Source organism: Nocardiopsis alborubida, assembly GCF_012396365.1.
In the GTDB taxonomy this organism is placed as follows: Bacteria; Actinomycetota; Actinomycetes; order Streptosporangiales; family Streptosporangiaceae; genus Nocardiopsis; species Nocardiopsis alborubida.
Map to the genome: position 1 here is coordinate 109,261 of NZ_JAAXPG010000003.1, position 22,726 is coordinate 131,986.

15 protein-coding genes are annotated in these 22,726 nt (G+C 72.2%); 8 read left to right on the forward strand and 7 right to left on the reverse strand.

Annotation, left to right across the window (positions count from 1 at the left end; all coding sequences use genetic code 11):
• The first annotated feature begins 143 nt into the window (after positions 1-143).
• Positions 144-1,853 (forward strand): flavin monoamine oxidase family protein, encoded by a 1,710-nt coding sequence (locus tag HGB44_RS04255; RefSeq protein WP_061079890.1) that lies wholly within the window; start codon positions 144-146, stop codon positions 1,851-1,853.
• A gap of 99 nt (positions 1,854-1,952) precedes the next feature.
• Here the strand turns inward: HGB44_RS04255 and HGB44_RS04260 are convergent, their stop codons facing one another.
• Positions 1,953-2,417: an Lrp/AsnC family transcriptional regulator gene (locus HGB44_RS04260; RefSeq protein ID WP_013154624.1), complete on the reverse strand. Its 465-nt coding sequence runs from the start codon at positions 2,415-2,417 to the stop codon at positions 1,953-1,955.
• Positions 2,418-2,565: 148 nt separating this feature from the next.
• Here HGB44_RS04260 and HGB44_RS04265 point away from each other — a divergent pair, with 148 nt between their 5' ends.
• The 3 genes from HGB44_RS04265 (at position 2,566) to HGB44_RS04275 (ending at position 6,522) form a co-directional block, all read left to right on the forward strand.
• Positions 2,566-4,206: an alpha/beta hydrolase gene (locus HGB44_RS04265; protein ID WP_061079889.1), complete on the forward strand. Its 1,641-nt coding sequence runs from the start codon at positions 2,566-2,568 to the stop codon at positions 4,204-4,206.
• 91 nt (positions 4,207-4,297) lie between these two features.
• Positions 4,298-5,140, forward strand: coding sequence for a GNAT family N-acetyltransferase (locus HGB44_RS04270; RefSeq protein ID WP_061079888.1), 843 nt, complete (start codon positions 4,298-4,300; stop codon positions 5,138-5,140).
• Positions 5,141-5,298: 158 nt separating this feature from the next.
• Complete coding sequence (locus HGB44_RS04275) at positions 5,299-6,522, forward strand: multidrug effflux MFS transporter (RefSeq protein WP_061079887.1); 1,224 nt, start codon at positions 5,299-5,301, stop codon at positions 6,520-6,522.
• Positions 6,523-6,540: 18 nt separating this feature from the next.
• Here the strand turns inward: HGB44_RS04275 and HGB44_RS04280 are convergent, their stop codons facing one another.
• Positions 6,541-7,500 (reverse strand): ATP-binding protein, encoded by a 960-nt coding sequence (locus HGB44_RS04280; protein WP_061079886.1) that lies wholly within the window; start codon positions 7,498-7,500, stop codon positions 6,541-6,543.
• A gap of 353 nt (positions 7,501-7,853) precedes the next feature.
• Between HGB44_RS04280 and HGB44_RS04285 the strand changes: the two genes are divergently transcribed.
• Complete coding sequence (locus tag HGB44_RS04285) at positions 7,854-8,411, forward strand: ATP-binding protein (RefSeq protein ID WP_061079885.1); 558 nt, start codon at positions 7,854-7,856, stop codon at positions 8,409-8,411.
• 145 nt (positions 8,412-8,556) lie between these two features.
• On the opposite strand, the gene HGB44_RS04290 is transcribed toward HGB44_RS04285, so the two are convergent.
• The 4 genes from HGB44_RS04290 to hisS form a co-directional block, all read right to left on the reverse strand.
• Complete coding sequence (locus tag HGB44_RS04290; protein ID WP_061079905.1) at positions 8,557-9,405, reverse strand: AMP-binding protein; 849 nt, start codon at positions 9,403-9,405, stop codon at positions 8,557-8,559.
• 396 nt (positions 9,406-9,801) lie between these two features.
• The gene (locus HGB44_RS04295) at positions 9,802-12,315 is read right to left on the reverse strand and encodes a LuxR C-terminal-related transcriptional regulator (RefSeq protein ID WP_061079884.1); all 2,514 of its coding nucleotides are present in this window, start codon (positions 12,313-12,315) and stop codon (positions 9,802-9,804) included.
• A gap of 167 nt (positions 12,316-12,482) precedes the next feature.
• Positions 12,483-14,939, reverse strand: coding sequence for an ATP-binding protein (locus HGB44_RS04300; RefSeq protein ID WP_061079904.1), 2,457 nt, complete (start codon positions 14,937-14,939; stop codon positions 12,483-12,485).
• A gap of 383 nt (positions 14,940-15,322) precedes the next feature.
• Positions 15,323-16,657, reverse strand: a complete 1,335-nt coding sequence (gene hisS / locus HGB44_RS04305) for a histidine--tRNA ligase (RefSeq protein WP_061079883.1) — start codon at positions 16,655-16,657, stop codon at positions 15,323-15,325.
• A gap of 776 nt (positions 16,658-17,433) precedes the next feature.
• Here hisS and HGB44_RS04310 point away from each other — a divergent pair.
• The 3 genes from HGB44_RS04310 (at position 17,434) to HGB44_RS04320 (ending at position 21,018) form a co-directional block, all read left to right on the forward strand.
• A complete protein-coding gene (locus tag HGB44_RS04310) occupies positions 17,434-18,048 on the forward strand; it encodes a GTP-binding protein (protein WP_061079882.1) in 615 nt (204 codons plus the stop codon).
• Positions 18,049-18,166: 118 nt separating this feature from the next.
• Entirely contained in the window at positions 18,167-20,569 is a 2,403-nt protein-coding gene (secA2, locus tag HGB44_RS04315; RefSeq protein WP_061079881.1) for an accessory Sec system translocase SecA2, read from the forward strand.
• A gap of 179 nt (positions 20,570-20,748) precedes the next feature.
• Positions 20,749-21,018, forward strand: a complete 270-nt coding sequence (locus tag HGB44_RS04320; RefSeq protein WP_061079880.1) for a DUF6406 domain-containing protein — start codon at positions 20,749-20,751, stop codon at positions 21,016-21,018.
• Between the two features lie 952 nt (positions 21,019-21,970).
• On the opposite strand, the gene HGB44_RS04325 is transcribed toward HGB44_RS04320, so the two are convergent.
• On the reverse strand, positions 21,971-22,312 hold the full coding sequence (locus HGB44_RS04325) for a hypothetical protein (protein ID WP_061079879.1): 342 nt from the start codon (positions 22,310-22,312) through the stop codon (positions 21,971-21,973).
• Positions 22,313-22,726 lie beyond the last annotated feature (414 nt).

Genomic DNA, 22,726 nt, shown 5'->3' on the forward strand with positions numbered 1-22,726 from the left:
GGCCCCCGCAGGCCCGCGCCGAGGCGAACCCGCAGGCGTCCCCGAACCCACCCGAGCCGTTGACCCACCACGACCCGTGCCGCCGCGCACGGACACCGACCGGCGTCCCCGCCGGACCACACCCACGAAGGAGGGGTTGGAGAATGACGTCTGCCGTGCCCACGGCCGCCGGTGCCGCACCCGAGCGGAGCACGCCGCTGAACATGTGCGGGCCGGACTTCCCGTTCGCCTACGACGCCTACCTGGAGCACCCCGCCGGACTCGGGCAGGTCCCGGCGGAGCGCCACGGCACCGAGGTCGCCGTCATCGGCGGCGGGCTGTCGGGGATCGTCACCGCCTACGAGCTGATGAAGATGGGCCTCAAGCCGGTCGTGTACGAGGCCGACCGCATCGGAGGGCGGCTGCGCACCGAGAGGCTCGCGGGCTGCCCCGACGACGTGGTCGCCGAGATGGGCGCCATGCGCTTCCCGCCCTCCTCCACCGCCTTCTGGCACTACGTGGACCGGGCCGGTCTGGAGACGGCACCGTTCCCCAACCCGCTCTCCCCGGCCACCCCCAGCACCGTGGTCGACCTCAAGGGCGAGTCCCACTACGCCACCTCCCTCGACGACCTGCCCGAGGTCTACCGCGAGGTGGCCCGCGCCTGGGACGCCGCCCTGGACGGCGTCCAGCACACCCGTATGCAGAAGGCCATCCGCGAGCGCGACGTGGCCACCCAGAAGGAGATCTGGAACGAGCTGGTCGCCCGGCTCGACAACCAGACCTTCTACGGCTTCCTGTGCGACTCCCCGGCCTTCGCCTCCTTCCGCCACCGCGAGATCTTCGGCCAGGTGGGCTTCGGGACCGGCGGCTGGGACACCGACTTCCCCAACTCCATCCTGGAGATCCTGCGCGTCACCTACACCGGCGCCGACGACGACCACATGGGCATCGTGGGCGGCGTGGAGCAGCTGCCGCTGCGCCTGTGGGAGGACGCCCCGGACAAGCTCGTGCACTGGGCGCAGGGCACCACCCTGGCCTCGCTGCACGAGGGCGGCCCGCGCCCGGCCGTCACCGCCCTGCGCCGCACCGCGGCCAAGGGCTCCCCGGCGGGCAACATCACGGTCACCGACGCCTCGGGTTCCATCCGGACCTACGCGGCGGCCGTGTTCACCGCGCAGAGCTGGATGATGCTGTCCAAGATCGACTGCGACGAGGACCTGCTGCCCATCGACCACTGGACGGCGATCGAGCGCACCCACTACATGGAGTCCTCGAAGCTGTTCGTGCCGGTGGACCGCGCGTTCTGGCGGGACCGCGACCCCGAGACCGGCCGCGACGCCATGAGCATGACGCTCACCGACCGCATGACCCGGGGCACCTACCTGCTGGAGGGGTCCGACCCGGACGGCCCGGCGGCGATCTGCATGTCCTACACCTGGTGCGACGACTCGCTCAAGTGGCTGCCGCTGTCGGCCAACGAGCGCCTGGAGGTCATGCTCTCGTCGCTGTCCAAGATCTACCCGGGCGTGGACATCCGCTCGCACATCACCGGTGACCCGGTGACGGTGTCGTGGGAGGACGAGCCCTACTTCATGGGCGCGTTCAAGGCCAACCTGCCGGGCCACTACCGCTACCAGCGCCGCCTGTTCACACACTTCCGCCAGGACGACCTGGAGGAGCGCCACCGCGGCCTGTTCCTGGCGGGGGACGACGTGTCCTGGACGGCGGGCTGGGCTGAGGGCGCCGTGCAGACCGCGCTCAACGCCGTGTGGGGCGTGGTCCACCACTTCGGCGGCGGGACCGACCCGTCCAACCCGGGCCCCGGCGACCTGTTCGAGGACCTGGCGCCGGTCGCCCTCCCCGAGGACTGAGGCCGTACCTCTTCGGGGCTCCGCCCGCCCGTCGCCCGCCGACGCCCGAACGGTACCTCTTTTGGGCGCCTTCCCGCGGCCCCGCCGCGGGAAGGCGCCTCAGGGCAGGTCGGCCGTCCCGGCGAGGATGGGCTGGTCCACCAGGCGCGACAGCACGAGCGTGCTCTTGGTCCGCACCACGAACGGCTCGGCGCCCAGCCGCTCGATGACCTCCTCCAGGTGGTGGGTGTCACGGGCGCGGACCTGCACGATGGCGTCCGCCTCCCCGGTGACGGTGCACGCGGAGGTGATCTCGGCGTAGCCCGCGAGGCCCGTCCGGATCTCGCCCGGCGACGTGCGGGCCCGGCAGTACAGCTCGATGAAGGCCTCGGTGGTCCACCCCACGGCCTGGGGCTCCACCACCACCGTGAACCCGCGCACCGCGCCGGACTCCACCAGCCGGTCCACGCGGCGCTTGACCGCCGAGGGGCTCAACCCGACCCGCTGGCCGATCTCGGCGAAGCTCATCCGCGCGTCCGCGCCGAGTATCGCGATGATCCGCTCATCGACACGATCCAGCCGCATTGCGCTTCGTCCCCGTCTGTCCACGTCTGATTGAGGCAGGGCACATGCTACCGGGGTGTGTCCCGCGGGGGTTCGTGTCGCATCCGCTCATCACCCTCCGAAGTGATAACAATTCATAGAGTAATCAACCGTGTGAGGGAGTGGACGAGTGCGAGCACGAACCCGGGCCGGCGTCTCGGCCGTGGCGGTCCTGGCCTCCCTTGTCGCGGCGGTCCCCGCGCAGGCCGGTCAGACCACCCGCATCGACCAGGGGGGACTCGACTGGGTCCCCTGCGAGGACATCCAGCCCGTCGCGGACGAGAACCTGGAGTGCGCCACCCTCACCGTCCCCCTCGCACGCACCGCCGACGGCGAGCGGCTCGGCGGCCGTGACGACACCGTCGAACTCGCGCTCTCGCGGGTCCCCGCCAGCGGCGAGGCCCGGCACACCCTTCTGGTCAACCCCGGAGGCCCCGGCAGCGCCGGACGCCAGTGGGCCTCCTACACCCACTGGCGGATGCCCGTGGAGCTCCGCGAGACCTACGACGTCGTCTCCTTCGATCCGCGCGGCGTGGGCGCCTCCACCCCGTCCATCACCTGCGACCCCGACCACTTCACTCCCGTGCGCCCCGACACCGTGCCCGCCGACGCGGCCGCCGAGGAGGAGCTGCGCGCCGACGCCCAGGCCTACGCCCGGGCCTGCGCGGACAACACCGGCCCCCTGCTCGAACACGCCCGCACCGTGGACACCGCACACGACATGGACGCCATCCGGGCCGCCCTGGGCCGGGAGCGGATCGACTACCTCGGCTACTCCTACGGCAGCTACCTGGGCACCGTCTACTCCGCGCTCTACCCCGACCGCGTCCGCTCCCTGGTCCTGGACAGCGTCGTCAACCCCGACAAGCCCTGGTACGAGAGCAACCTGGCCCAGAACCGCGCGCTGGACCGCGCGGCGAACGACTTCTTCGCCTGGACCGCCCGCCACGACGACGTCTACGGGCTCGGCACGACCGGAGAGCAGGTCGCCGAGGCCTACTACGCGCTGCGCTCGGAACTGGCGGACGAGCCCGCCGAGGGCACCGTCGGCCCCACCGAGCTGGAGGGCACGGCCATGGTGGTCGCCTACAGCAGCGCCTACTGGACCTCGGTCGCCGACGCGCTCTCGGCCCGGATCACCGGGTCCGACAGTGCCCCGCTGCTCGCCCTGTACGAGGCCTACGGCGAGGACGCCGGCTCCGACCGCGGTTACGGCGGCTACCTCGCCGTCCAGTGCACCGACTCCCACTGGCCCCGGGACTGGTCCACATGGAGCGCCGACACCGAGAAGTCCCACGCCGAGGCGCCCTTCATGAGCTGGAACAACACCTGGTACAACGCTCCGTGCGCGTCCTGGAGCGCCGGATCCGGCGACTGGTTCCAGGTCGGCGACGGCCCCGGCGAGCACTCCGCCTACGAGGGCGACGTGCTTCTGGTCCACGCCACCGAGGACGGCGCCACCCCCGTCGAGGGCGCCTTCGCCCTGCGTGAGCGCCTGCCCGGATCGGTCCTGGTGACCGAGGAGGGCGGCCACACCCACGGCGTCTCGCTCACCGGCAACGACTGCGTGGACGAGATCGTCACCGCCTACCTCCGGGACGGAGAGCTGCCCGCGCGCGCCGGGGGCGAGGGGCCCGACCTCACCTGTGAGGGACGCCCCGAACCCCAGCCGCGTACCGCCCAGAACGCACCTGGGACCATGGTGGAGCGCCCCGCGCCGGTACCCGGGCACCACGTGGGCGCGATCGTGGAGTCCGGGGCGGCGGAGTAACCGGTCGAATAGGCTGGAACCGGCGCGAACAGGCTTGGTTGGTCGTCCCCCGGCGCCCGCACGAGGGCACTGGGAAGATGGGGGAGATGCGATGCTGCGGACCTCGCCGGTACGGATCCTCGGAGAACGCGACCGGGAGGCCGTCCGCGCGCTCCTGGACGCCGACCCCGTGGGCAACGTCTTCGTCACCTCCCGCCTGATGGCCACCGGCCTCTCCGGCGGCGCCGGCGGTGCCGAGGTGTGGGGGCACACGGAGAGGGGACGCCTGACCGCCCTGTGCTACTCGGGTGCCAACCTCGTCCCCGTCAACGCCGGACCGGCCGCGATCCGCAGCTTCGCCGACCACGCCCGATGGAGGGGACGCCGCTGCTCCTCGATCGTCGGTCCCGTCGACGCGGTCAGCGACTTCTGGCAGCAGGTCACCCCGGCGTGGGGGCCCGCCCGCGTCATCCGGGCCAGCCAACCCGTCCTGGAGATCAGCGGCCCGCCCTCGGTGCCCGCCGACCCCTTGGTGCGCCGGGTCCGGCTGTCCGAGCTCAACACCATCGTGCCCGCCTGCGTGGCCATGTTCACCGAGGAGGTCGGCGTCCCGCCGGACTCCGGAGACGGCGGCGCGCTCTACCGGGCCCGGGTGGCCGAACTGGTGCGCACCGGCCGGGCCTTCGCCCGCATCGAGGACGGGCGCGTGGTGTTCAAGGCCGAGATCGGCGCGGTCACCCGGCACGCCTGCCAGGTCCAGGGCGTGTGGGTGCACCCGGACCTGCGCGGACAGGGCCACTCCACGGCGGGGATGGCCGCCGTGGTCGAGTACGCCCTCGCCGAGATCGCGCCCCGCGTCACCCTCTACGTCAACGACTTCAACACCCCTGCTCGCGCCGCCTACCAGCGGGTCGGCTTCCGCCAGGTCGGCGAGGTCATGTCGGTGCTGTTCTGAGCGTGCCGGGCCCGGCCCCGCGGTCCCGTACCGCCGAGGGCGTTCTGACGAACCCGCGTCAGATCCGACCCCGCACCGCCGACGGGGGAGCCGCGGCCGGTTAGCCTGGTCCCAGGTCCGTGGCGCACCGCGCCCTCTGCCACCCACGAGAGAGCGCCATGCAGCACAACCCCACCGGCCGGGCACGCCTGGGCCTGGCCCTCCTCCTCGGCCTGCTCGCCGTCCTGGGCCCGCTCAACATCGACATGTACCTGCCGGCCTTCCCCGACATCGCCGCGGACCTGGGGGCCAGCGCCTCCCACGTACAGCTCAGCCTGACCACCTGCCTGGTCGGCCTCGCCGTGGGCCAGGTGGTGGTCGGTCCGATCAGCGACGCCCGGGGGCGCCGGGGCCCGCTCGTCACCTCCCTGGTCCTGTTCGTCCTGGCGTCGCTGCTGTGCGCGCTGGCCCCGAACATCGCCGTGCTCGTGCTGGCGCGCTTCCTCCAGGGGTTCACCGCCTCGGCCGGGGTCGTGCTCTCGCGCGCGGTCGTGCGCGACGTGTTCGACGGCGCCGAGCTGACCAGGTTCTTCGCCCTGCTGATGGTGATCAACGCGGTCGCGCCCCTGATGGCGCCGATCGCGGGCGGCGCCATCCTGTGGCCGTCCTTCGCGGGCTGGGAGGCCGTCTTCCTGGCCCTGGCGCTGCTGGGCGCGGTGATCGTCGTGGTCGTGGCGCTGCGGCTGGAGGAGACCCTGCCGGTGGAGCGGCGCATCCCCGGCACGGTGGGCGGCACCCTGCGGACGGTGGGGGCACTGCTGCGGGACCGCGCCTTCCTCGGCTACGCCCTGGTGGTCGGCCTCGTGCACGGCGGCAGCTTCGCCTACGTCGCCGGGACGCCGTTCGTCTACCAGGACCTGTACGGGGTGTCGCCGCAGGTCTTCGGCGTGCTGTTCGGGATCAACGGCGCGGCCATCATCGCCGGGAGCTGGGCGGTGGGCCGGTTCAGCGTCCGGTTCGGCGAGCGCGCCCTCCTGGTGTGCGCGGTCTCCGCCGCGGTGGCGGCGACCGGGGTGCTGCTCGCGGCGACGCTGTGGGACGGTCCGCTGGTGGCCCTCGTGGCGCCGATCTTCGTCTGCATGACGTGCATGGGGATGATCCTCACCAGCTCCTTCGCCCTGGCCATGCGCGGCCAGGAGCGGCGGGCGGGCAGCGCCAGCGCCGTGCTGGGCGCGCTGCCCCCTCTGCTCGGCGCGGCGGTGGCGCCGCTGGTGGGGCTGGACGAGAGCACCGCCGTGCCGATGGGCGCCGTCCTGTTCACCACCTCCCTCCTGGGCCTGGGCGTGCTGCTGACCCTGACCTCGCCGCGGGTGCGCGGGCGCGTGGCCGACCCGGCCCCGTGACCCGCTGCGCCCCGGCGCTCAGCCGGTGAGCGCCGCCGGGCCCATGAGGAAGCCGGGGTCCAGCTGGGCGGCCAGGTCCGCGCCCTTGGCCTCGTTGCCCCAGGCCCGCACGTTGCGCAGGTGGAACTCGGCCGACTGCCGGGTGAAGCGCTCCCAGTCCTTGGGCGCGGCGTCCGCCATGTCCCGCATCAGGGCCAGGGTCTTGACGTTGTCCTCCTCCAGGTCCGCCAGCTCCGGGTGGCGGCCCTTCTCCATCGAGCGCACGAACCCCGAGTGCGTCATCCACCCCGCCAGCGCGTCGCCCACGTGCTCGCGCAGGAACTCCACGTCCGCCTCGTCCTGCACCTTGTTGCCGATCACCCGGATGGCGACCTCGTGGTCGCGGGCGTACTCGGCGTACTGCCGGTACACGCCCACGCCGCGCACGGTGGGCTCGGCGACCAGGAAGGTCATGTCGAAGCGGGTGAACATCCCCGAGGCGAAGGAGTCGGCGCCCGCGGTCATGTCCACGACCACGTACTCCCCGGGCCCGTCCACCAGGTGGTTGAGGTACATCTCGGCCGCGCCCACCTTGGAGTGGTAGCAGGACACGCCCAGGTCCGACTCGGCGAACGGGCCGGTGACCATGAGTGTGGCGCCCCGGACGGACGCGCCGAAGCGGGCGTGCAGCGGGTTGTCCCCGGTCACCGTCAGCAGGCGCGACCCCCGGCCCGGCGGCGTGGTCTTGATCATCGCCTGCGCCGAGGAGATACGCGGGTTGTCCCCGCGCAGCAGCTCCTTGATCTCGTCCAGGTGCGCGCCCAGCGCGGGAAGGGCGGCCAGGTCCTCCTCGGCCGCTCCCAGGGCGGCACCCAGGTTCTGGTTGATGTCGGCGTCGATCGCCACCACGGGCACGTGCTGGGCGGCCAGGTAGCGGGTGAACAGCGCGGAGAGGGTGGTCTTGCCGCTGCCGCCCTTGCCCGCGAACGCGATCTTCATGTGAGCCCTTCGGAACGGGAGTGTGTGTGCCGGGCACGCGGCGGCGGCCCGCCCGCGGTGGGCGGGCCGACCGGGGCCCAGGTGTGGTAACGATTATCGTTCCTGGAATTCGTGCTGTCAGCCGAACGGCCCCGTCACGCCGCGTATTGCCAACGTGTTACACCTCACATGGGTGTCGCTGGAGTCCGGACTGTTTCCTTTGTCCATATCGGGGATGACACGTGACAGGGTTTTGTGGCCAATCCCCGACAGGGAGAACGCGGGTGTGCTGTTCTGGAGCCAGCACACCCTTGTCTAAGGTGAGTGCAGGCGGCGCAACCCGCGCGTCCGTCGCGGGTGATTGGAGTGACCGGATGGCTGAGGCGAGGCAACTCCGGGAATACGTGCCCGCGGAGGTGTCGGAGGGCCCGGCTCCGACCGCACCGACCATCGAGACGGGGGAGCTCACCGGAGGGGTCACCGACCACACGGTGTGGAGCTGTGCCGGGAACCTGACCGCGGTGCGGTCCATCCGCTCGCGCGTGCGCGAGTTCCTCGCCCGCATGGACCATTCCGAGGGCTCCCTGGACGACGCCGAGCTGGCCGTCAGCGAGCTGGCCACCAACGCCCTGCTCCACTCGCGCTCCGGGCAGAGCGGCGGCGTCATGACGCTGTTCATCCGCTCCGACGAGGGGCGCCTGCGCGTGGCGATCGCCGACCAGGGGGCGCGCGACGGCGAGAGCGAGCACACGCGGGAGGACGGCGACGACTTCGGCCGCGGCAAGCTCATCGTGGACAGCTGCGCCACCCGCAGCGGCGAGTACTGGAGCGACGCCACGCACGTGGCCTGGTTCGAGATCGACGACCAGGCGGGGGAGGCCGCCGGGGGCGAGGGGGAGCGGCCGGAGGCGGAGCTGGCGGTCGACGACTGAGGCGGTGACCGGAGGTCCACGGCCCGCCACCCGCGCCGTGATCTTGTGCTTACAGCGAGTCTCGGGCACCGAAGTTGGCTATAAGTTCAAGATCATCGCAGGTCAGAACCCTAACGAGCCCGCGTCTCCCGCACACGGCCTCGGGTCAGTACGTCCCGCCGACCGGCGGGTAGGCGATCCGCTCCGGCTCGGGCGCGCAGCGCACCGTCACCTGACGCCCCTCCGGCGGCGGGCAGTCCGCCCCCGTCAGTACGCAGGCCCCGATCCACAGCGCCAGCGCCACCAGGGTCACCCGTGTGGCCTCGTCGCCGCGCTCGTCCACCGCCACCACGTCGTCGGCGGTCAGCTCCAGCAGGTCCCGCAGCTCCGAGAAGCGCCCCATGAGGTCGTTGTGCGGGTGCAGCGTGGTCAGGAGCCCTCCGCTGGTGTCCTCGTAGCCCAGGATGCCGTTGTCGAACAGGCCGCGCGCCGGGCTGTACCCGTTGCCGTCGGGGCTGGGCTGCAACAGCTCCTCGAAGGGCGTGGTCCCCAGCGCCTGCCCGAAAGCGATCACCTGCCGCACCCGCGAGTGCTCCGCCAGCTCCAGCGCCGTCTGTGCCATGTCCGCGCTGACCAGCAGCAGGCGGGTGTCGGTCTCGGTGAGCACGGCGCACTGGGTGTCCAGGTCGGACGCGGTCGACAGGGGCAGCGCGCGCCCGCCCACGGCCATCACCGTGTAGGTGGCCAGGAACCGGTCCGGTGAGACCGGCGCGAGCACCCCCACCACGTCACCGAAGCACATGCCCCGGCGGCTGAGCCCCGCCGCGGCCTGCTCCACCGTGGCGGCGAACGACAGGGCGTCCACGCGGTGCCCGACCCCGCGGATCGACCCGCCCCGCGCGGGGCGCAGCCGTAGCCGCTCGCACAGGCCCCCGGTCAGTGATCCGATCGGGTCGTCCCGGCGCGGCAGGTGGCGCCCCGGTCGTCCGGTTCCTGAAGACAGTCCTACCCCCATACGTACCCCCAGTTCGCCCATCCGGCGGTGGTACCGCCGTCCGGGCTCGTCACGCCCCCTCCACGTGGCGAACCCGGCGGCGACGCACCGGTCGGCGGATGCGGTGTCCCTCCCCAGGACGCACCCCGTGCCGACGCGGCCTCCCACCGGCCCCGGAGACCTCCCCGGGGCTGACGCCCGCCGGAAACCGGTGTCACACCGGTGTTCGGCGGTCGTTTCCGGGACCTCCGCGACCGTGTCACCGCAGTGCCACGCGCATGGTGTCCCATGGCTTGAAGCCTAGCGCGTTCACAGCCAGATGCACATGCATATTGCTATGCACCTGCATATGTAGATTCGGCGCGGAAGCGGGTTCTCCCGGTGGCGAGCCGGGCGTAACAGGGCAGATCGGGCAGGTTAGTCCGAGGTCCGGTGATGGCGTACCCAGGACGTGATCTGCGTACGCGAGTGGAAGCCCATCTTGCGGTTGATGTTGGCCACGTGCCGCGCCGCCGTCGACGGGGTGATGAACAGTTCCCGGGCGATCTCCGGATTGCTCCTGCCCCGGCTCACCAGGAGGGCCACCTCCAGCTCGCGCCGGGTCAGCCGCTCCTCGGGGGTCACCGACTCCGGGGCGGGGACGGGCCCTCCCCGCTCCCGGCGCCCGTGCGCGGGACGGCTGCGCGGCGCGGCGCGGCGCGGCGGCGGGCGCCGCGCCTCCTCCGCCAGCTGCTCGCCCTCACGGACCGCGCTCGCCAGCGCCAGGGTCCGGCCCTGCTCCCACCAGCCCACCAGCTGGCGGCGGCGCCGACGGACCTTCTCCACGTCGGTGAACGGCCACGGCGCCTCGTGCGTGGACAGTCCCAGCCGCTCGCGCACGCTCATCGCCGCGCCCGCCAGACGGCAGGCGGGCTCGCGCGGCCCCGCCCCGAACGCCACCCGGGCGATCGCGGTCAGGGCGCGCGCCGCGTCCGCGCGCTGGCCCGTCGAGTGGCTCAGCAACAGCCCCTCGCTCAGGTAGTCGTAGGCCTGGCCCGTGGACCCCTGCGCGTGCGCCACCCGGCCGATCCCGGCCAGGCAGCGCGCCTCCTCGGCCGCCGCCCCGATCAGACGCTGGGTGTCCAGCGCCTCCCGGTAGCAGCGGTCCGCCGTCATCAGGTCGCCGCTGGCCTCCGCCGCGCGCGCCTGGCCCATGAGGGTGACGCCCACGCCCCACCGGTGGTCGATCCCGCGCAGCAGTGTCAGGGCCGCGTTGTAGTGGTGGTCGGCCGTGGGGTGGTCGCCCTGCTGGGCGACCAGGGCCGCCCGGGTGCCCAGGGCGATCGCCTCGCCCCACAGGTCGCCCGACTCGCGGCACAGCCGCAGCGCCTCCTCCACCCGCACCGCGGCCTGGTCCGACACGCGCTCGCGCACCTCGACCAGGGCGAGCAGGTTGAGCGCGACGCGGACGAACACGTCGTCCCCGGCCTCGCGGCACAGCCGCAGGCCCCCCTCGCCCAGGGAGACCGCCAACCCGTGGTCGCGCCGCACCCGCGCCAGCTGGGCCCGGCCCACCAGCGCCCGCGCGCGCGAGGGCGCCTTCGCCGCGTCCTCCAGCTCCAGCAGGCGGTCCATCCAGTGCGCCCCCTCGGAGTAGCTCTGGTGGCTCACCCAGTGCGCGGTCAGGCTGACGCACAGCCGCAGGCCCGGCTCGGCGGCGCCGTGCTCCAGCGCCCAGCGCAGCAGGGAGCGCAGCGTGTCGTACTCGGCGATGACGCGCTGGCGCCCCGAGTCGCGCTCGCTCCAGGGCATGACCCGGCTCGACTCCAGCTTCTGGCCCAGGTCCTCGGCCAGGCGCAGCATCCGGTCCAGGAGCCTCTCCTGGAACAGCTCCGCCTCACCCGCCCCGACCAGCCGGGAGTGCGCGAACCGCTGTACGGCCTCCGGCAGCCGGTAGCGCACCCGGCCCTCGAACTCGCCGGTCACCGTGATCAGGGAACGGTTCAGCAGGGACGTCATGAGGTCGAGGATGGCCGGTTCGGGCAGCGCCTCGTCGGCGCACACCTGCTCGGCCAGCTCCAGGTTCCAGCCACGGAATACCGACAGGCGGCGCAGCAGCGCCTGCTCGGCCTCGGGCAGTCCGGCGTACACGAAGTCCAGCACCACGGGCAGCATCTCGCTGCGCGGGACCGCCTGCCCCGGACCCGGCTGGACCTCGGGGGAGGACAGGTGCGCGCGCAGCCCCTCGGCCAGCACGGCGGGCCCCACCCCGGGCGCGCTCGCGCCCAGCGCCTCGATCCCCAGCGGGATGCCGCCCGCCAGGTCGCACAGCTCCGTCACGGTCTCCATCTCCTCGCGCGAGAGCGAGAAGCGCGGGTCGCGGGCGCGGGCGCGGTCCATGAACAGCCGCACCGCCTCCGCCCCGGCGGGGTCGGGCTGGGGCCCCTTGCGCGCGGGCAGCGGCAGCGCCATCGGAGTGACCCGCCACACGGTGCCGCCCGACAGGCGGACCGGGTCCTCGCTGGTGAGCAGGATCGACACGGAGGGACAGGAGGCCAGCAGGGCCTCACCGACCTCCGCCACCTGCTCGGCGACGTGTTCGCACGCGTCCAGCACCAGCAGTAGGTGGCGTTCGCACAGCGCCTCGGTCACCGTGACCGACAGCGGCTGCCCCGGCTCCTCCACCACGCCCACGGCGGTGGCCACCCGCGCGTACACCTCCAGGGTCGTGCGCGCGTCCGCCATGCCGACCATCCACACGCCGTCGGGGAACCACGCGGTGGACTGCTCGGCCACGCGTATCGCCAGACGCGTCTTTCCCAGGCCGTCGGTTCCGCACAGCGTGACGGAGCGGCTGGAGCCGAGCAGACGGAGCAGGTCGCTCAGGTCCCGCTCACGGCCCACGAATCCGGTGCCCGGACGGGGGAGGTTGTGCCGCGCGGGCGCGGTCAAAGGTGCCATGGCCTTCACATGTAGGGGCTGTCGGGGGAGGTTCTCACCAGGGATGGGGGGAAGGTCGGCAGGGGCGGACGTCGTCGGTGTGGGCTCTGGTACCCGGAGTTCCTGTCTTAGCGGGTGCACGCGCACTGTGCAAGTGCGCCCCGTCGACCGGGACCGTGTCAGCCACCGTCACCCGAGACGGCCCAGCCGGTCAACTGCGTCCTTGAGGAAATCGAGAGTTTTCTGAAGATGTTCGCGATGTGGCGGGCCGCCGTCGCGTGGCTGATCGTCAGCCGTTCGGCGATCTCGCGGTTGGACAGACCCTGTTCGGCCAGCTCGGCCACCTCCCTCTCCCTGGGGGTCAGCGAATCCGGACCCGAGGGTCCCGAGGACTGCGGCCGGGGGAAGGCCAGCGCGCGGTCGAGCACCTGCTCCAGGGGCAGGGGGCGCCACGCGTTCCAGGCCTCGGCGATGCGCGTCGCGCCCACGCGCCGCTCCGCCGCCGACCGCAGCCGCAGCGTCTCGGCCGAGGGGCGGTCCAGCGCCGCCCTCAGGTCGGCGGCCACCCCCACCAGGGCGGCGGCCCGTTCGGCCTCCTCCTCGGCCAGGGCCAGCTCCCCCAGCGCCTCCAGGGCCCGGGCCACCGCGAGCCTGCGCCCGGAGGTGAAGCTCACCCGCAGACACGTCGCCAGGGGCTCCCGGGCGAGCAGGGACTCGCCCTCGGCCAGGTACAGGCGGCCCAGTTCCCGGGCGCAGTGCGCGGTGGCGGGGGCGGCCTCCAACTCGCCGAAGACGGACAGGGCGTCGGAGAACAGCTCCCGCGCCCGAGCGAAGTCGCCGCGTTCGGCGGCGATCGAACCCAGCCCGTGCAGGGCGCGCGCCGCGCTCCACCGGTCGCCCAGGTTGTCGGCCACCGTGACGCTGTGCTCGAGGAGGGCCGTGGCCCGTTCGGTCTCACCGCGGCGGCGGGCCAGCTGGGCCAGCACGTCCAGCGTGGCCGCCTCGGTGATGGGGTCGCTGACCTGGGAGGCCCACTCCCCGGCCCGGTCGGCGTGCTGCTGCCCCTCGTCCAGGGTTCCGGTGCGCAGGGACAGCGCCGCCAGGGTGGCCAGGGCGGAGGCGGCGGCCCCCGCCTCGCGGCAGGCCCGTGCCGCCTCCAGGGCGCACAGGGCCAGGGTGGACACACGCGGCACCGTGTCCAGGTCCAGCCGCAGCTCGGCGTGCAGGGCCAGGGCGCGCGCCCGCAGGTGCGGGGACTGCGCGTCGGAGTCGGTGGACAGCGCCCGCTCCAGGAGGCGGCTGCCCTCGGCGGCCAGGTCGCGCACGATCCAGTAGGAGCGCAGTGCCACGCACACCCGCAGGGCCTCGTCCACACGCCCCCGCGACAGCGCCCAGTCCACCACGCGGGCGTGGTTCTCCCGGTGGTGGTCGAGCAGCCGCAGGTGTCCCAGGCGCTCGCCCCACGGCAGCGGCGCGCAGCAGCTCTTGGCCCACTCCTCCAGCCGGGCGACGCAGAAGCGCAGGTAGCGTTCCCACCGGTCGTCCTCGCCGCCGCTGTCGGCCAGGTGCTCGGCGGCGTAGGCGCGCACCGTCTCGGTCAGCCGGTAGTGGGTGGTGCCGTCGACCTCGGCGTCCATCACCACCAGCGACTTGTCCAGCAGGGAGAAGTGCAGCGGCAGGATGTCGGCGGGGTCGACCCCCTCACCCGAGCAGACGTCCTCCGCGGCCTCCAGGTACCAGGTGGAGAACACCGACAACCGGTGCAGCAGGAGCCGCTCCGGCTCGGTGAGCAGGTCGTGGCTCCACTCCAGGACCGCGCGCAGCGTCCGCTGGCGCGGCGGCAGGTCCTCCGAGCCGTCACTGGTCAGCAGCTGGAAGCGGTCGTCCAGACGGCGCAGGATCTGCTGTACGGACAGCACCCGCACCCGGGCGGCGGCCAGCTCGATCGCCAGCGGCATGCCGTCCAGCATCCGGCAGATCTCCGCGATGTAACCGGAGTTCTCCCTGGTCATCTCGAACCCGGCGCGCGCGGCGTGCGCGCGGGTGACGAACAGGCGCACCGACTCGTAGCGCTGGGTGTCGCGCCGGGGGATGGGCGCCGGGTCGGCGGCGTAGGGGTCGGTGGGGGTGGGGCGCGCGGGCAGGGACAGCGGAGGCACCCGCCAGATGTTCTCCTCGGGCACGTGCAGGGGCTGGCGGCTGGTCACCAGGATGCGCACCCGGGGGCAGTCGCGCAGCACGGCCTGGCACAGCTGCGCCATCGGCCCCACGGCGTGCTCGCAGGTGTCCAGGAGCAGCAGCAGGTTGCGGGTGCGCAGCGAGGTGATGACGGCGTCGGTCATCGTGGGTGAGTCGTCCTGCACCGCCTGGAGGCTGCCCGCGACCGCGCGCAGCGCCTGGTCGTGGGTGGAGGCCTCGCTCAGGTCGACGAAGCGCACGCCGTCGGGGAACCGGCGCATGACGCGCTCGGCCAGGTGCAGGGCCAGGCGCGTCTTGCCGATGCCGCCGGTACCGGTCAGCGTGACCATCCGGGCGGTGCCCAGGAGACGGCCCAGGTCGACGATGTCGCGCTCGCGTCCGACGAAGCTGATGAACTCGCCGGCGGACAGGGGCAGGTTGTGGCGGGGAGGAGACATGGCCTCGATCACTGGGCAGTGCTTCTTTGGGGCTCCGCTCCGCTTCTCACGCCCGTCACCCTCCACCACCCTCAACGGACGGCCCGCGGCCGCAGCCTTCTTGTGTTCAGGCGTCCCGAAGGCAGGAACGGGGTCGAAGCAGGCACAGCGGCACCTCCGGTGAGACGGCTCGTACCCGTACCGCCGCCCGCCACCACTCCCAACGGACACCCGAGGCGCAGACTCACTCGCAGTCTCGCCTCCGGCGACTCCAGAACCCTGCCGGCGTGGGGAACGCCGTTCCCAGTGTCGCACCCGCGGCCCCCGGTTGTCCTCCGAATGGCCGGTTCCGGCATGAGCGGACAGAAACCGCCCACGCCGGTCGGGAAGGTGCTATGGAGCGGTTACTCCGTGCTTTCCGGGCTCACGGGGGTCCAGGTGGCGGGGTCGGCCGGACCCTGCTCTCCCGACCCCATGTCCTTGACCTCGTGGCCGCCGTCCTCACCGAAGGGCGGGAACCACACGAAGGGGATGCCCTTCTTGGCGGCGTACTGGATCTGCTTGCCGACCTTGGCGGTGGAGTGGAACACCTCGGTGTTGAACCCGCGTCCGCGCAGCAGCTCCCCGGTGCGCAGGGCCTCCCTGCGGCGCTCGGCGCCGGGCACCACGACCATCACGTCGGTGGGGCAGGCGCGCCCCTCCTCGATCCGGCCCTCGGCGACGAGCTTGGCGAAGATGCGGGTGAGGCCGATGGAGATGCCCACGCCCGGCAGCCGCCTGCGGATGAACTGGCCGGCCAGGTCGTCGTAGCGCCCGCCCGCGCAGATGCTCCCGTAGCCGGGGTCGTCGTCGAAGGAGGCCTCGTAGACCGTGCCCGTGTAGTAGTCCAGGCCGCGGGCGATGGACAGGTCGGCCACGACGCTGCCCTCGGGCAGATCGGCCAGGTCCTCCAGGACGAAGGAGAGCTCCTCCAACCCCTCGTCGAGCAGCTCGGAGGAGACCCCGAGCCCGCGGACCCGCTCGGCGACGCCGGAGCCGGTGCCCCGGACGCGGGCCAGCGCGAGGCAGGCGTCGGCCTGCTCCCCGGTCAGGCCGTCGGCCAGCAGGATCCGGCGCACGCCGTCGTCGCCGATCTTGTGCAGCTTGTCCACGGCGCGGATGACCGCGATCGGGTCCTTGATGCCCAGGCCCTCGTAGAAGCCCTGGAGGACCTTGCGGTTGTTGACGTTGAGCGTCCAGGCGGGCAGGTCCAGCCCGCTGAGCACCCGGTGCACGATGCGCGGCAGCTCGGCGTCGAAGTGCAGCGGGACGGAGTCGACGTTGATGACGTCGATGTCGCACTGGGTGAACTCGCGGAAGCGCCCCTCCTGGGGGCGCTCACCCCGCCACACGCGCTGCATCTGGTAGCGCTTGAAGGGGAAGGCCAGCTCGTTGAAGTGCTGGGCGACGTACCGGGCGAAGGGCACGGTCAGGTCGAAGTGCAGTCCGAGCCTGGCGTCGGAGTCGTCCTTGGCGTCGGCCTGGAGGCGGTGCAGGGTGTAGACCTCCTGGGAGGTCTCGCCCTTGGCCATCAGCACGTCGAGGTTCTCCACGGACGGCGTCTCCACCGACGCGAAGCCGAAGGACTCGAACCCGGCGCGGATATGGTCCAGCCAGCGCTGCTCCACGGCCCGGACCTGGGGGGACCACTCGGGGAAACCGCTGATGGGAGTGGGTCGGACGACGCGCTGATCGGACATGTGGGGTTCTCGGCTCACAGTTTCGTCTCGGCTTGCTGGCCCCGTCCGCGCCGCGGTGCGCGTGCGCACGCGCGGGTTCGCTCGTCGGGCGGGGGAGGGCCGGTCCAGTCTACGGGGAACCCGGGCGGGAGGGCGGCGCGACGGACGGGAGGCCGCCGCGGCCCGCTCCCCGCGGTCCGGCCACCACCGGCCCACGTGGACGGTTGTGGGCCGGTGGGGCGCTGGCGCGCCGGACCGGAGTGTCGACCGGGCCGACGCCGAAGAGCGAGACGTCGGTGGGTGGCCCTGTGTCCGGGGGCGCCGCCGGGGCTCCCGCGGATGGTCGCGTCCTCGTGCCAGGAGTCTTCTCCGCGACCGCACTTGCCGGTGCGGGGGCCCTACCTCCACCGTAGACTCCGCGGACCCCGTCGGACAGGGATCAGTGCGGCCGAAAGCGGCCGAAAATGACCGCTCACAATGTCGTAAAGTCGACCTTCCGGGGTACGGGTGTGTGCTTATCTGTTCACGGTCGGTTTCGGGCGGGGAACGCACCGCCACGGGACGGCCACCCGAATCCCGCGGCTCCTCCCCCTGCCCGGGGGTCGCGAACCCCACGAGCCGGCCGTGTGGCATGTCGCACCACTGAGCCAAAACGCCTTCCCCACCGGCCATCCGGTGTTAGGTTCCAGGAACGGTGCCTCTCGCGTCGGTACCGACCCCGGCGGGTCGCGTACCCCGAGGAACGGACCGTGCGCGCCGTCCGCCCCGCTGGCCCGGCACTCCCGCTAGGACTAACTGTGATCGATCCAGTCAACAGCACGAACAACGTCCACGCCTCCACCGAGTTGTCCACCAAGATCATCGTCGCCGGGGGGTTCGGGGTCGGGAAGACCACGTTCGTCGGCACCGTCTCGGAGATCCCGCCCGTGCGCACCGAGGCCGCGGTCACCGCCGCCAGCGCTGGGGTGGACGACCTCTCCCACACCCCGGACAAGACGAGCACCACGGTCGCGATGGACTTCGGCCGCATCTCGCTGGACACCGACCTGACCCTCTTCCTGTTCGGGACCCCGGGACAGCAGCGCTTCTGGTTCATGTGGGACGACCTGGTCCGGGGTGCGCTGGGCGCCGTGATCCTGGCCGACACCCGCCGCCTGGAGGACACCTTCCAGGCCCTGGACTACTTCGAGCGCCAGTACCGGCTGCCCTTCGTCGTCGCGGTCAACGAGTTCGACCCCGAGAACCTCCACAGCCCCGAGGAGCTGCGCGACGCCCTGGACCTGACCCCGGACGTGCCCGTCGTGCACTGCGACGCCCGCGACCGCAACTCCGTCGTCCGGGTCCTGGTGACCCTGGTCAAGCACGCCATGGCGGTGGAGGCCCGCCAGCGCCACCAGCGCCAGTTCGCCTGAGGGGCCGGGCGCCCCGTGGCAGACCGGGGCGGTTTCGACGGAACCGTCCGCACATGTGGGCGCCCGGGGTTCTCTCAACGGTTGTGTCCGGCGTTACCCTGTGGTGGTGTTCGGACGAATGGCGGAAGGCGTTCGCCGCTTCCTGGGTAAGCCCGGTGCGGTGGATCTGCGGCCCTATACCAAGCTCCTGTCGGCGATCGAGGCCGAGGAGGATGGTCTGCGTGAGCTCAGTGACACCGAGCTGACGGAGAAGGCCATCGAACTCGGCAACGCCGAACTCCCCTACGAGCGCGACGACCTCGTGTCGCTGTGCGCGGTCGGCCGCGAGGCCGCCCGGCGCTCACTCGACGAGCGACCCTTCGACGTGCAGCTCCTCGGTGTCATGGCCCTGCTCGACGGCCACGTCGCCGAGATGGCCACGGGCGAGGGCAAGACGCTGGCGGGCGCCCTCGCCGCCGCGGGGTTCGCCCTGCGCGGCCGGCGCGTGCACCTGCTCAGCGTCAACGACTACCTGGCCAGGCGCGACGCCGAGTGGATGCGCCCCCTCTACGACATGCTCGGCGTCACCGTGGGCTGGATCACCGAGGACTCCACCCCGCAGGAGCGCCGCGCCGCCTACTCCTGCGAGGTGACCTACGCGGCCGTCAGCGAGCTGGGCTTCGACGTCCTGCGCGACCGCATGGTCACCGACATCGCCGACCGGGTCGTGCCGCCGCCGCACGTGGCGATCATCGACGAGGCCGACTCGGTGCTCGTCGACGAGGCCCGGGTCCCGCTGGTCCTGGCCGGCGCCGCGGAGAGCGTGGACGCCGACGTGGAGATGGCCGACGTCGTGCGCGGGCTCAAGCCGCGCCTGCACTACGAGGTCGACGGCGAGGGGCGCAACGTCCAGCTCACCGACGCCGGGATCGACGCGGTGGAGAAGGCCCTGGACGGGGTCGACCTGTACTCCGAGGACGACACCTCCGTCCTGCCGCAGGTCAACCTGGCCCTGCACGCGCACGTGCTGCTCCAGCGCGACGTCCACTACGTGGTGCGCGACGGCGAGGTCCGTCTCATCAACGAGTCGCGCGGACGCATCGCCCTGCTCCAGCGCTGGCCGGACGGCCTCCAGGCCGCGGTCGAGGCCAAGGAGAAGGTGGCGCTCAGCGAGACCGGCGAGGTGCTGGACTCCATCACCGTGCAGTCGCTCGTCCTGCGCTACCCCACGCGCGCCGGTATGACCGGTACCGCGATGGCCGTCGCCGAACAGCTCCGCGAGTTCTACGAGCTGGAGGTCGCGGTCATCCCCTCCAACAAGCCCAACGTCCGGGAGGACCACGGCACGCGCCTGTACGCCACGCGCGAGGAGAAGGAGGACGCCCTCGTCGCCAAGGTGGAGGAGGTCCACAAGTCCGGGAGGCCGATCCTCATCGGCACCCAGGACGTGGCCGAGTCCGAGCTGTTGGCCGGGCGCCTGCGCGAGGCCGGGCTGGAGTGCGTGGTCCTCAACGCCAAGAACGACGCCGACGAGGCCTCCATCATCGCCGAGGCGGGCACCCACGGTGCCGTCACCGTCTCCACCCAGATGGCCGGGCGCGGCACCGACATCCGCCTGGGCGGCAGCGACATGGCCGACCGCGAGCGGGTGGTGGAGACCGGCGGCCTGTACGTGATGGGCTTCGGCCGCTACCCCAGCAGCCGCCTGGACGGGCAGCTGCGCGGCCGCGCGGGGCGCCAGGGCGACCCGGGCGACTCCATCTTCTTCGTCAGCATGGACGACGACCTGGTGGTCAACCACGCCCCCGAGACCACGGGCTACCAGACCACCTCGGAGGGGGAGATCACCGACCAGGGCTGGCTGGCCATGGTCGACCACGCGCAGCGGGTCGCCGAGGGGCAGCTGCTGGAGGTGCACCGCAACACCTGGCGTTACAACCAGCTGATCGACGTGCAGCGCGACGTGGTGCTGGAGCACCGGGAGATGGTCCTGACCGGGGACCAGGGCGACCGGCAGATCAGGGCCGACCGCGGGAAGCGGCACGAGGAGCTGCTGGAGGAGCTGGCCGGGAAGGGTGCGGAGGGCGAGGAGGGTACCGCAGCCGAGGAAGCCGCCGAGGGCGCTGAGACCGCCGGGCGCGGGCAGGAGGCCGAGGAGGCGGAGGGGAACGAGGAGAAGGTCGCCCGGGCGGCCCGCCTCATCACCCTCTACCACCTGGACCGGGGCTGGACCGACCACAACGCCTTCCTGTCGGAGCTGCGGGAGGGCATCCACCTGCGCTTCCTGGGCCGCCGCGACCCGCTGGACGAGTTCAACCGCGACGCGGTGCCGGTCTTCAAGGGCTTCCTGGACGACGCGCGCGCCCGGGCCGCCGAGAGCTTCGAGGAGCTGGAGGTCGTGGACGGCGAGCTGGACGTGAGCTCGGTGGGGGTCAAGCGCCCGTCGATGACGTGGACGTACATGGTGCACGACCACCCGTTCAGCTCCGCGTTCGAGACACTGGTGGGCAGGCTCAAGGGTGGCCGGGGGAGCGGGAGCTGACCGTTCTCCCACGGACGGATGCGCGGGTCGGGACCAAAGTCCCGGCCCGCGCATTACTTTTGTCAGCTACTCTGCTCGAAACGCCCCACAAGCCCGAAAACGGCATCACCAATTGCCCCGTCCGGGTTAACATGGCTGCGTTTTCAACGAAACCCGAGACGGTTGGGACGAAATTCACCGTGATCCACGAGGTCGGTGCGCAGGAGAAGATCAGTTATGGACGGAACGACCGATTCGCGGGCGGTCCGGTGGGCGGGGGAAGTTTCTGGGTGGGTGACGACGGTCAGCCGGTCGCCAAGATCGGTGGACCGAAGGAGTGGCGGCCCACGCCCATGATCGATGTCCGGGTGGGTGACGTGTTCAGTGTCGGCGGACAGGCGTGGAGGGTGACCGACATTGTCGACGCGGATACTCCCTCCGCATATCTGCTGGCCACGCGAATAAGTTGAGACACGGGGCCCCGGGCGAGCGCCCGGGGCCTTCGTTTTCCTTGTTCCGGTCGGGGAGCGCAACCCCCTGCAACCTTTTACCGGTGGGGATTGCCAGCCATCGGTTTTGTCGCGGGTCCTCATTCCGGGCGCCGCCCGGCGAGGTTTTTGGTGCTTATGTGGCTTGTGTTAACCCTGGGGTCCCAGAGGCGAGGCGCCGGGCAGGAACGCGCATCGGCGCAGGTCACGGATGAGGGTGGTGCGCTCACCAGCGCGAATCGAGACGTTCCGGTTATCTGATGGAGGGTGTTCGTGTTACCGGTTCCTCGTTAACGTCTGTGGGGCAAGGCGCGCCCCGGCAGCGGCCAAAGGGAGGATCCCCCCACTCCCGGAGAGTCCACGGGCCGCTGCGCCCTGCCGCCCCGAGGCCGGTCCCAGGGGCTGTCCCCCGCCCCTGGGCCTGGCCGCCCCGCGTAGGCGGGGCGGCCCTTCCCCGGCCCTCGCGCCCCGCGCGACGCCGCGCGGGGCGGTTCCTCTCGTTCCGGTGCGCGTACGCGTTTCCTGCCGGGTGCCCGCCGCGTGGTGCCCCGACGCCTCCAGGGCCTCTCGGTCCGGAACCGAGTAGATCCTGTTCCACTGGCCGGTGTTCCCTGTCCACCCCGGTTCCCGGGATGGAGTTCGGGGATCCGGGTCTTGCGGTAGAACGCGTTTCAGTATTAGTCTCTGGAGGTGCCTGGACCGGTGAGGGCGCCCGACGGCTCGACCGTGGGGTGTCAGCGGACGGCAGGTGAGGACGGTCGTCCGTCGAAGTCGGATCGCGCCCCGACTCCGGCGGACGGCGTCCGTTCGCCCACCACCCTCAACCGACGCCTACGGCGCGGTTCCCCCACGAAAAACCCGCCTCCGCCGCCTCCAGTGCCCCGTGGGCGCCCGAGCCAACACCCATAGGCCGAGCCCGCCCGAAGAGCAGGTCCTAGGCGAGCAGGCGGCACAGTTCGGTGAAGGTGGGACACGGCCAGGCCAGGCGGCACCCCTGACAGGGGTCCCCGTCCTCGTCGCCGGGGGCGTGCAGGTGCAGCAGGTCCACGCAGACACCGGCCAGGGCGGACACCTCGTCGCGCGCGTTCGCGTAGAAGGCGACGTCGTTGATCCGGGCCAGGGCGTTGGACGGGCCCGTGGCCGGGATGCCGACCGTGTCCGGCTCCCAGGGGACCGCACGCGCCGAGCGCTCCCGGATTCCCAGAACGCACTGGAGCAGTCTCGCGTGCTCGGAGAGGTGACCCCTCCCCGACGCTGGTCTGGTGAACGGCGACATCGCTGATCTCCCCCACCACGTGGATACGCAGCCTCACGTGGTAACACAGCGTATACCCAGCATCGCTCCTTGTCGCGACACGCGGAGGCGGGGCGGGGAGAGAAGGGGAGAGAGGGGAGCGGGCCGCCCGGGGAGGGGCGGCCCGCCGAAAGGAGGGGGAGGGAGGATTCTTCTGGACGCGGGGACCCGCTAGCCGCAGCCTCCGCCGCAGTTGCAGGAACCGCCGCTCTGACAGCCGCAGCTGCAGCCCGAACCGCAGCTGCATCCACGCAGGTCGGGGGTTGTGGTCATCTGGTGAGTCACAGTCCCTCCAAGGGGCTCGACAGCACCCGTGCGCGATCACGCCGGAGCCTCCCCGGTGGGAGGGGGCGTCACGGGCGCGTTTCCCGCAGGAGACCGTGCCCGTTCGTCCCC

Coding starts and splice junctions, on each gene's coding strand:
- HGB44_RS04255 (WP_061079890.1), top strand. CDS start 144: ATGACGTCTGCCGTGCCCACGGCCGCCGGTGCCGCACCCGAGCGGAGC.
- HGB44_RS04260 (WP_013154624.1), bottom strand. CDS start 2,417: ATGCGGCTGGATCGTGTCGATGAGCGGATCATCGCGATACTCGGCGCG.
- HGB44_RS04270 (WP_061079888.1), top strand. CDS start 4,298: ATGCTGCGGACCTCGCCGGTACGGATCCTCGGAGAACGCGACCGGGAG.
- HGB44_RS04275 (WP_061079887.1), top strand. CDS start 5,299: ATGCAGCACAACCCCACCGGCCGGGCACGCCTGGGCCTGGCCCTCCTC.
- HGB44_RS04280 (WP_061079886.1), bottom strand. CDS start 7,500: ATGAAGATCGCGTTCGCGGGCAAGGGCGGCAGCGGCAAGACCACCCTC.
- HGB44_RS04285 (WP_061079885.1), top strand. CDS start 7,854: ATGGCTGAGGCGAGGCAACTCCGGGAATACGTGCCCGCGGAGGTGTCG.
- HGB44_RS04290 (WP_061079905.1), bottom strand. CDS start 9,405: ATGGGGGTAGGACTGTCTTCAGGAACCGGACGACCGGGGCGCCACCTG.
- HGB44_RS04300 (WP_061079904.1), bottom strand. CDS start 14,939: ATGTCTCCTCCCCGCCACAACCTGCCCCTGTCCGCCGGCGAGTTCATC.
- hisS (WP_061079883.1), bottom strand. CDS start 16,657: ATGTCCGATCAGCGCGTCGTCCGACCCACTCCCATCAGCGGTTTCCCC.
- secA2 (WP_061079881.1), top strand. CDS start 18,167: ATGGCGGAAGGCGTTCGCCGCTTCCTGGGTAAGCCCGGTGCGGTGGAT.
- HGB44_RS04325 (WP_061079879.1), bottom strand. CDS start 22,312: ATGTCGCCGTTCACCAGACCAGCGTCGGGGAGGGGTCACCTCTCCGAG.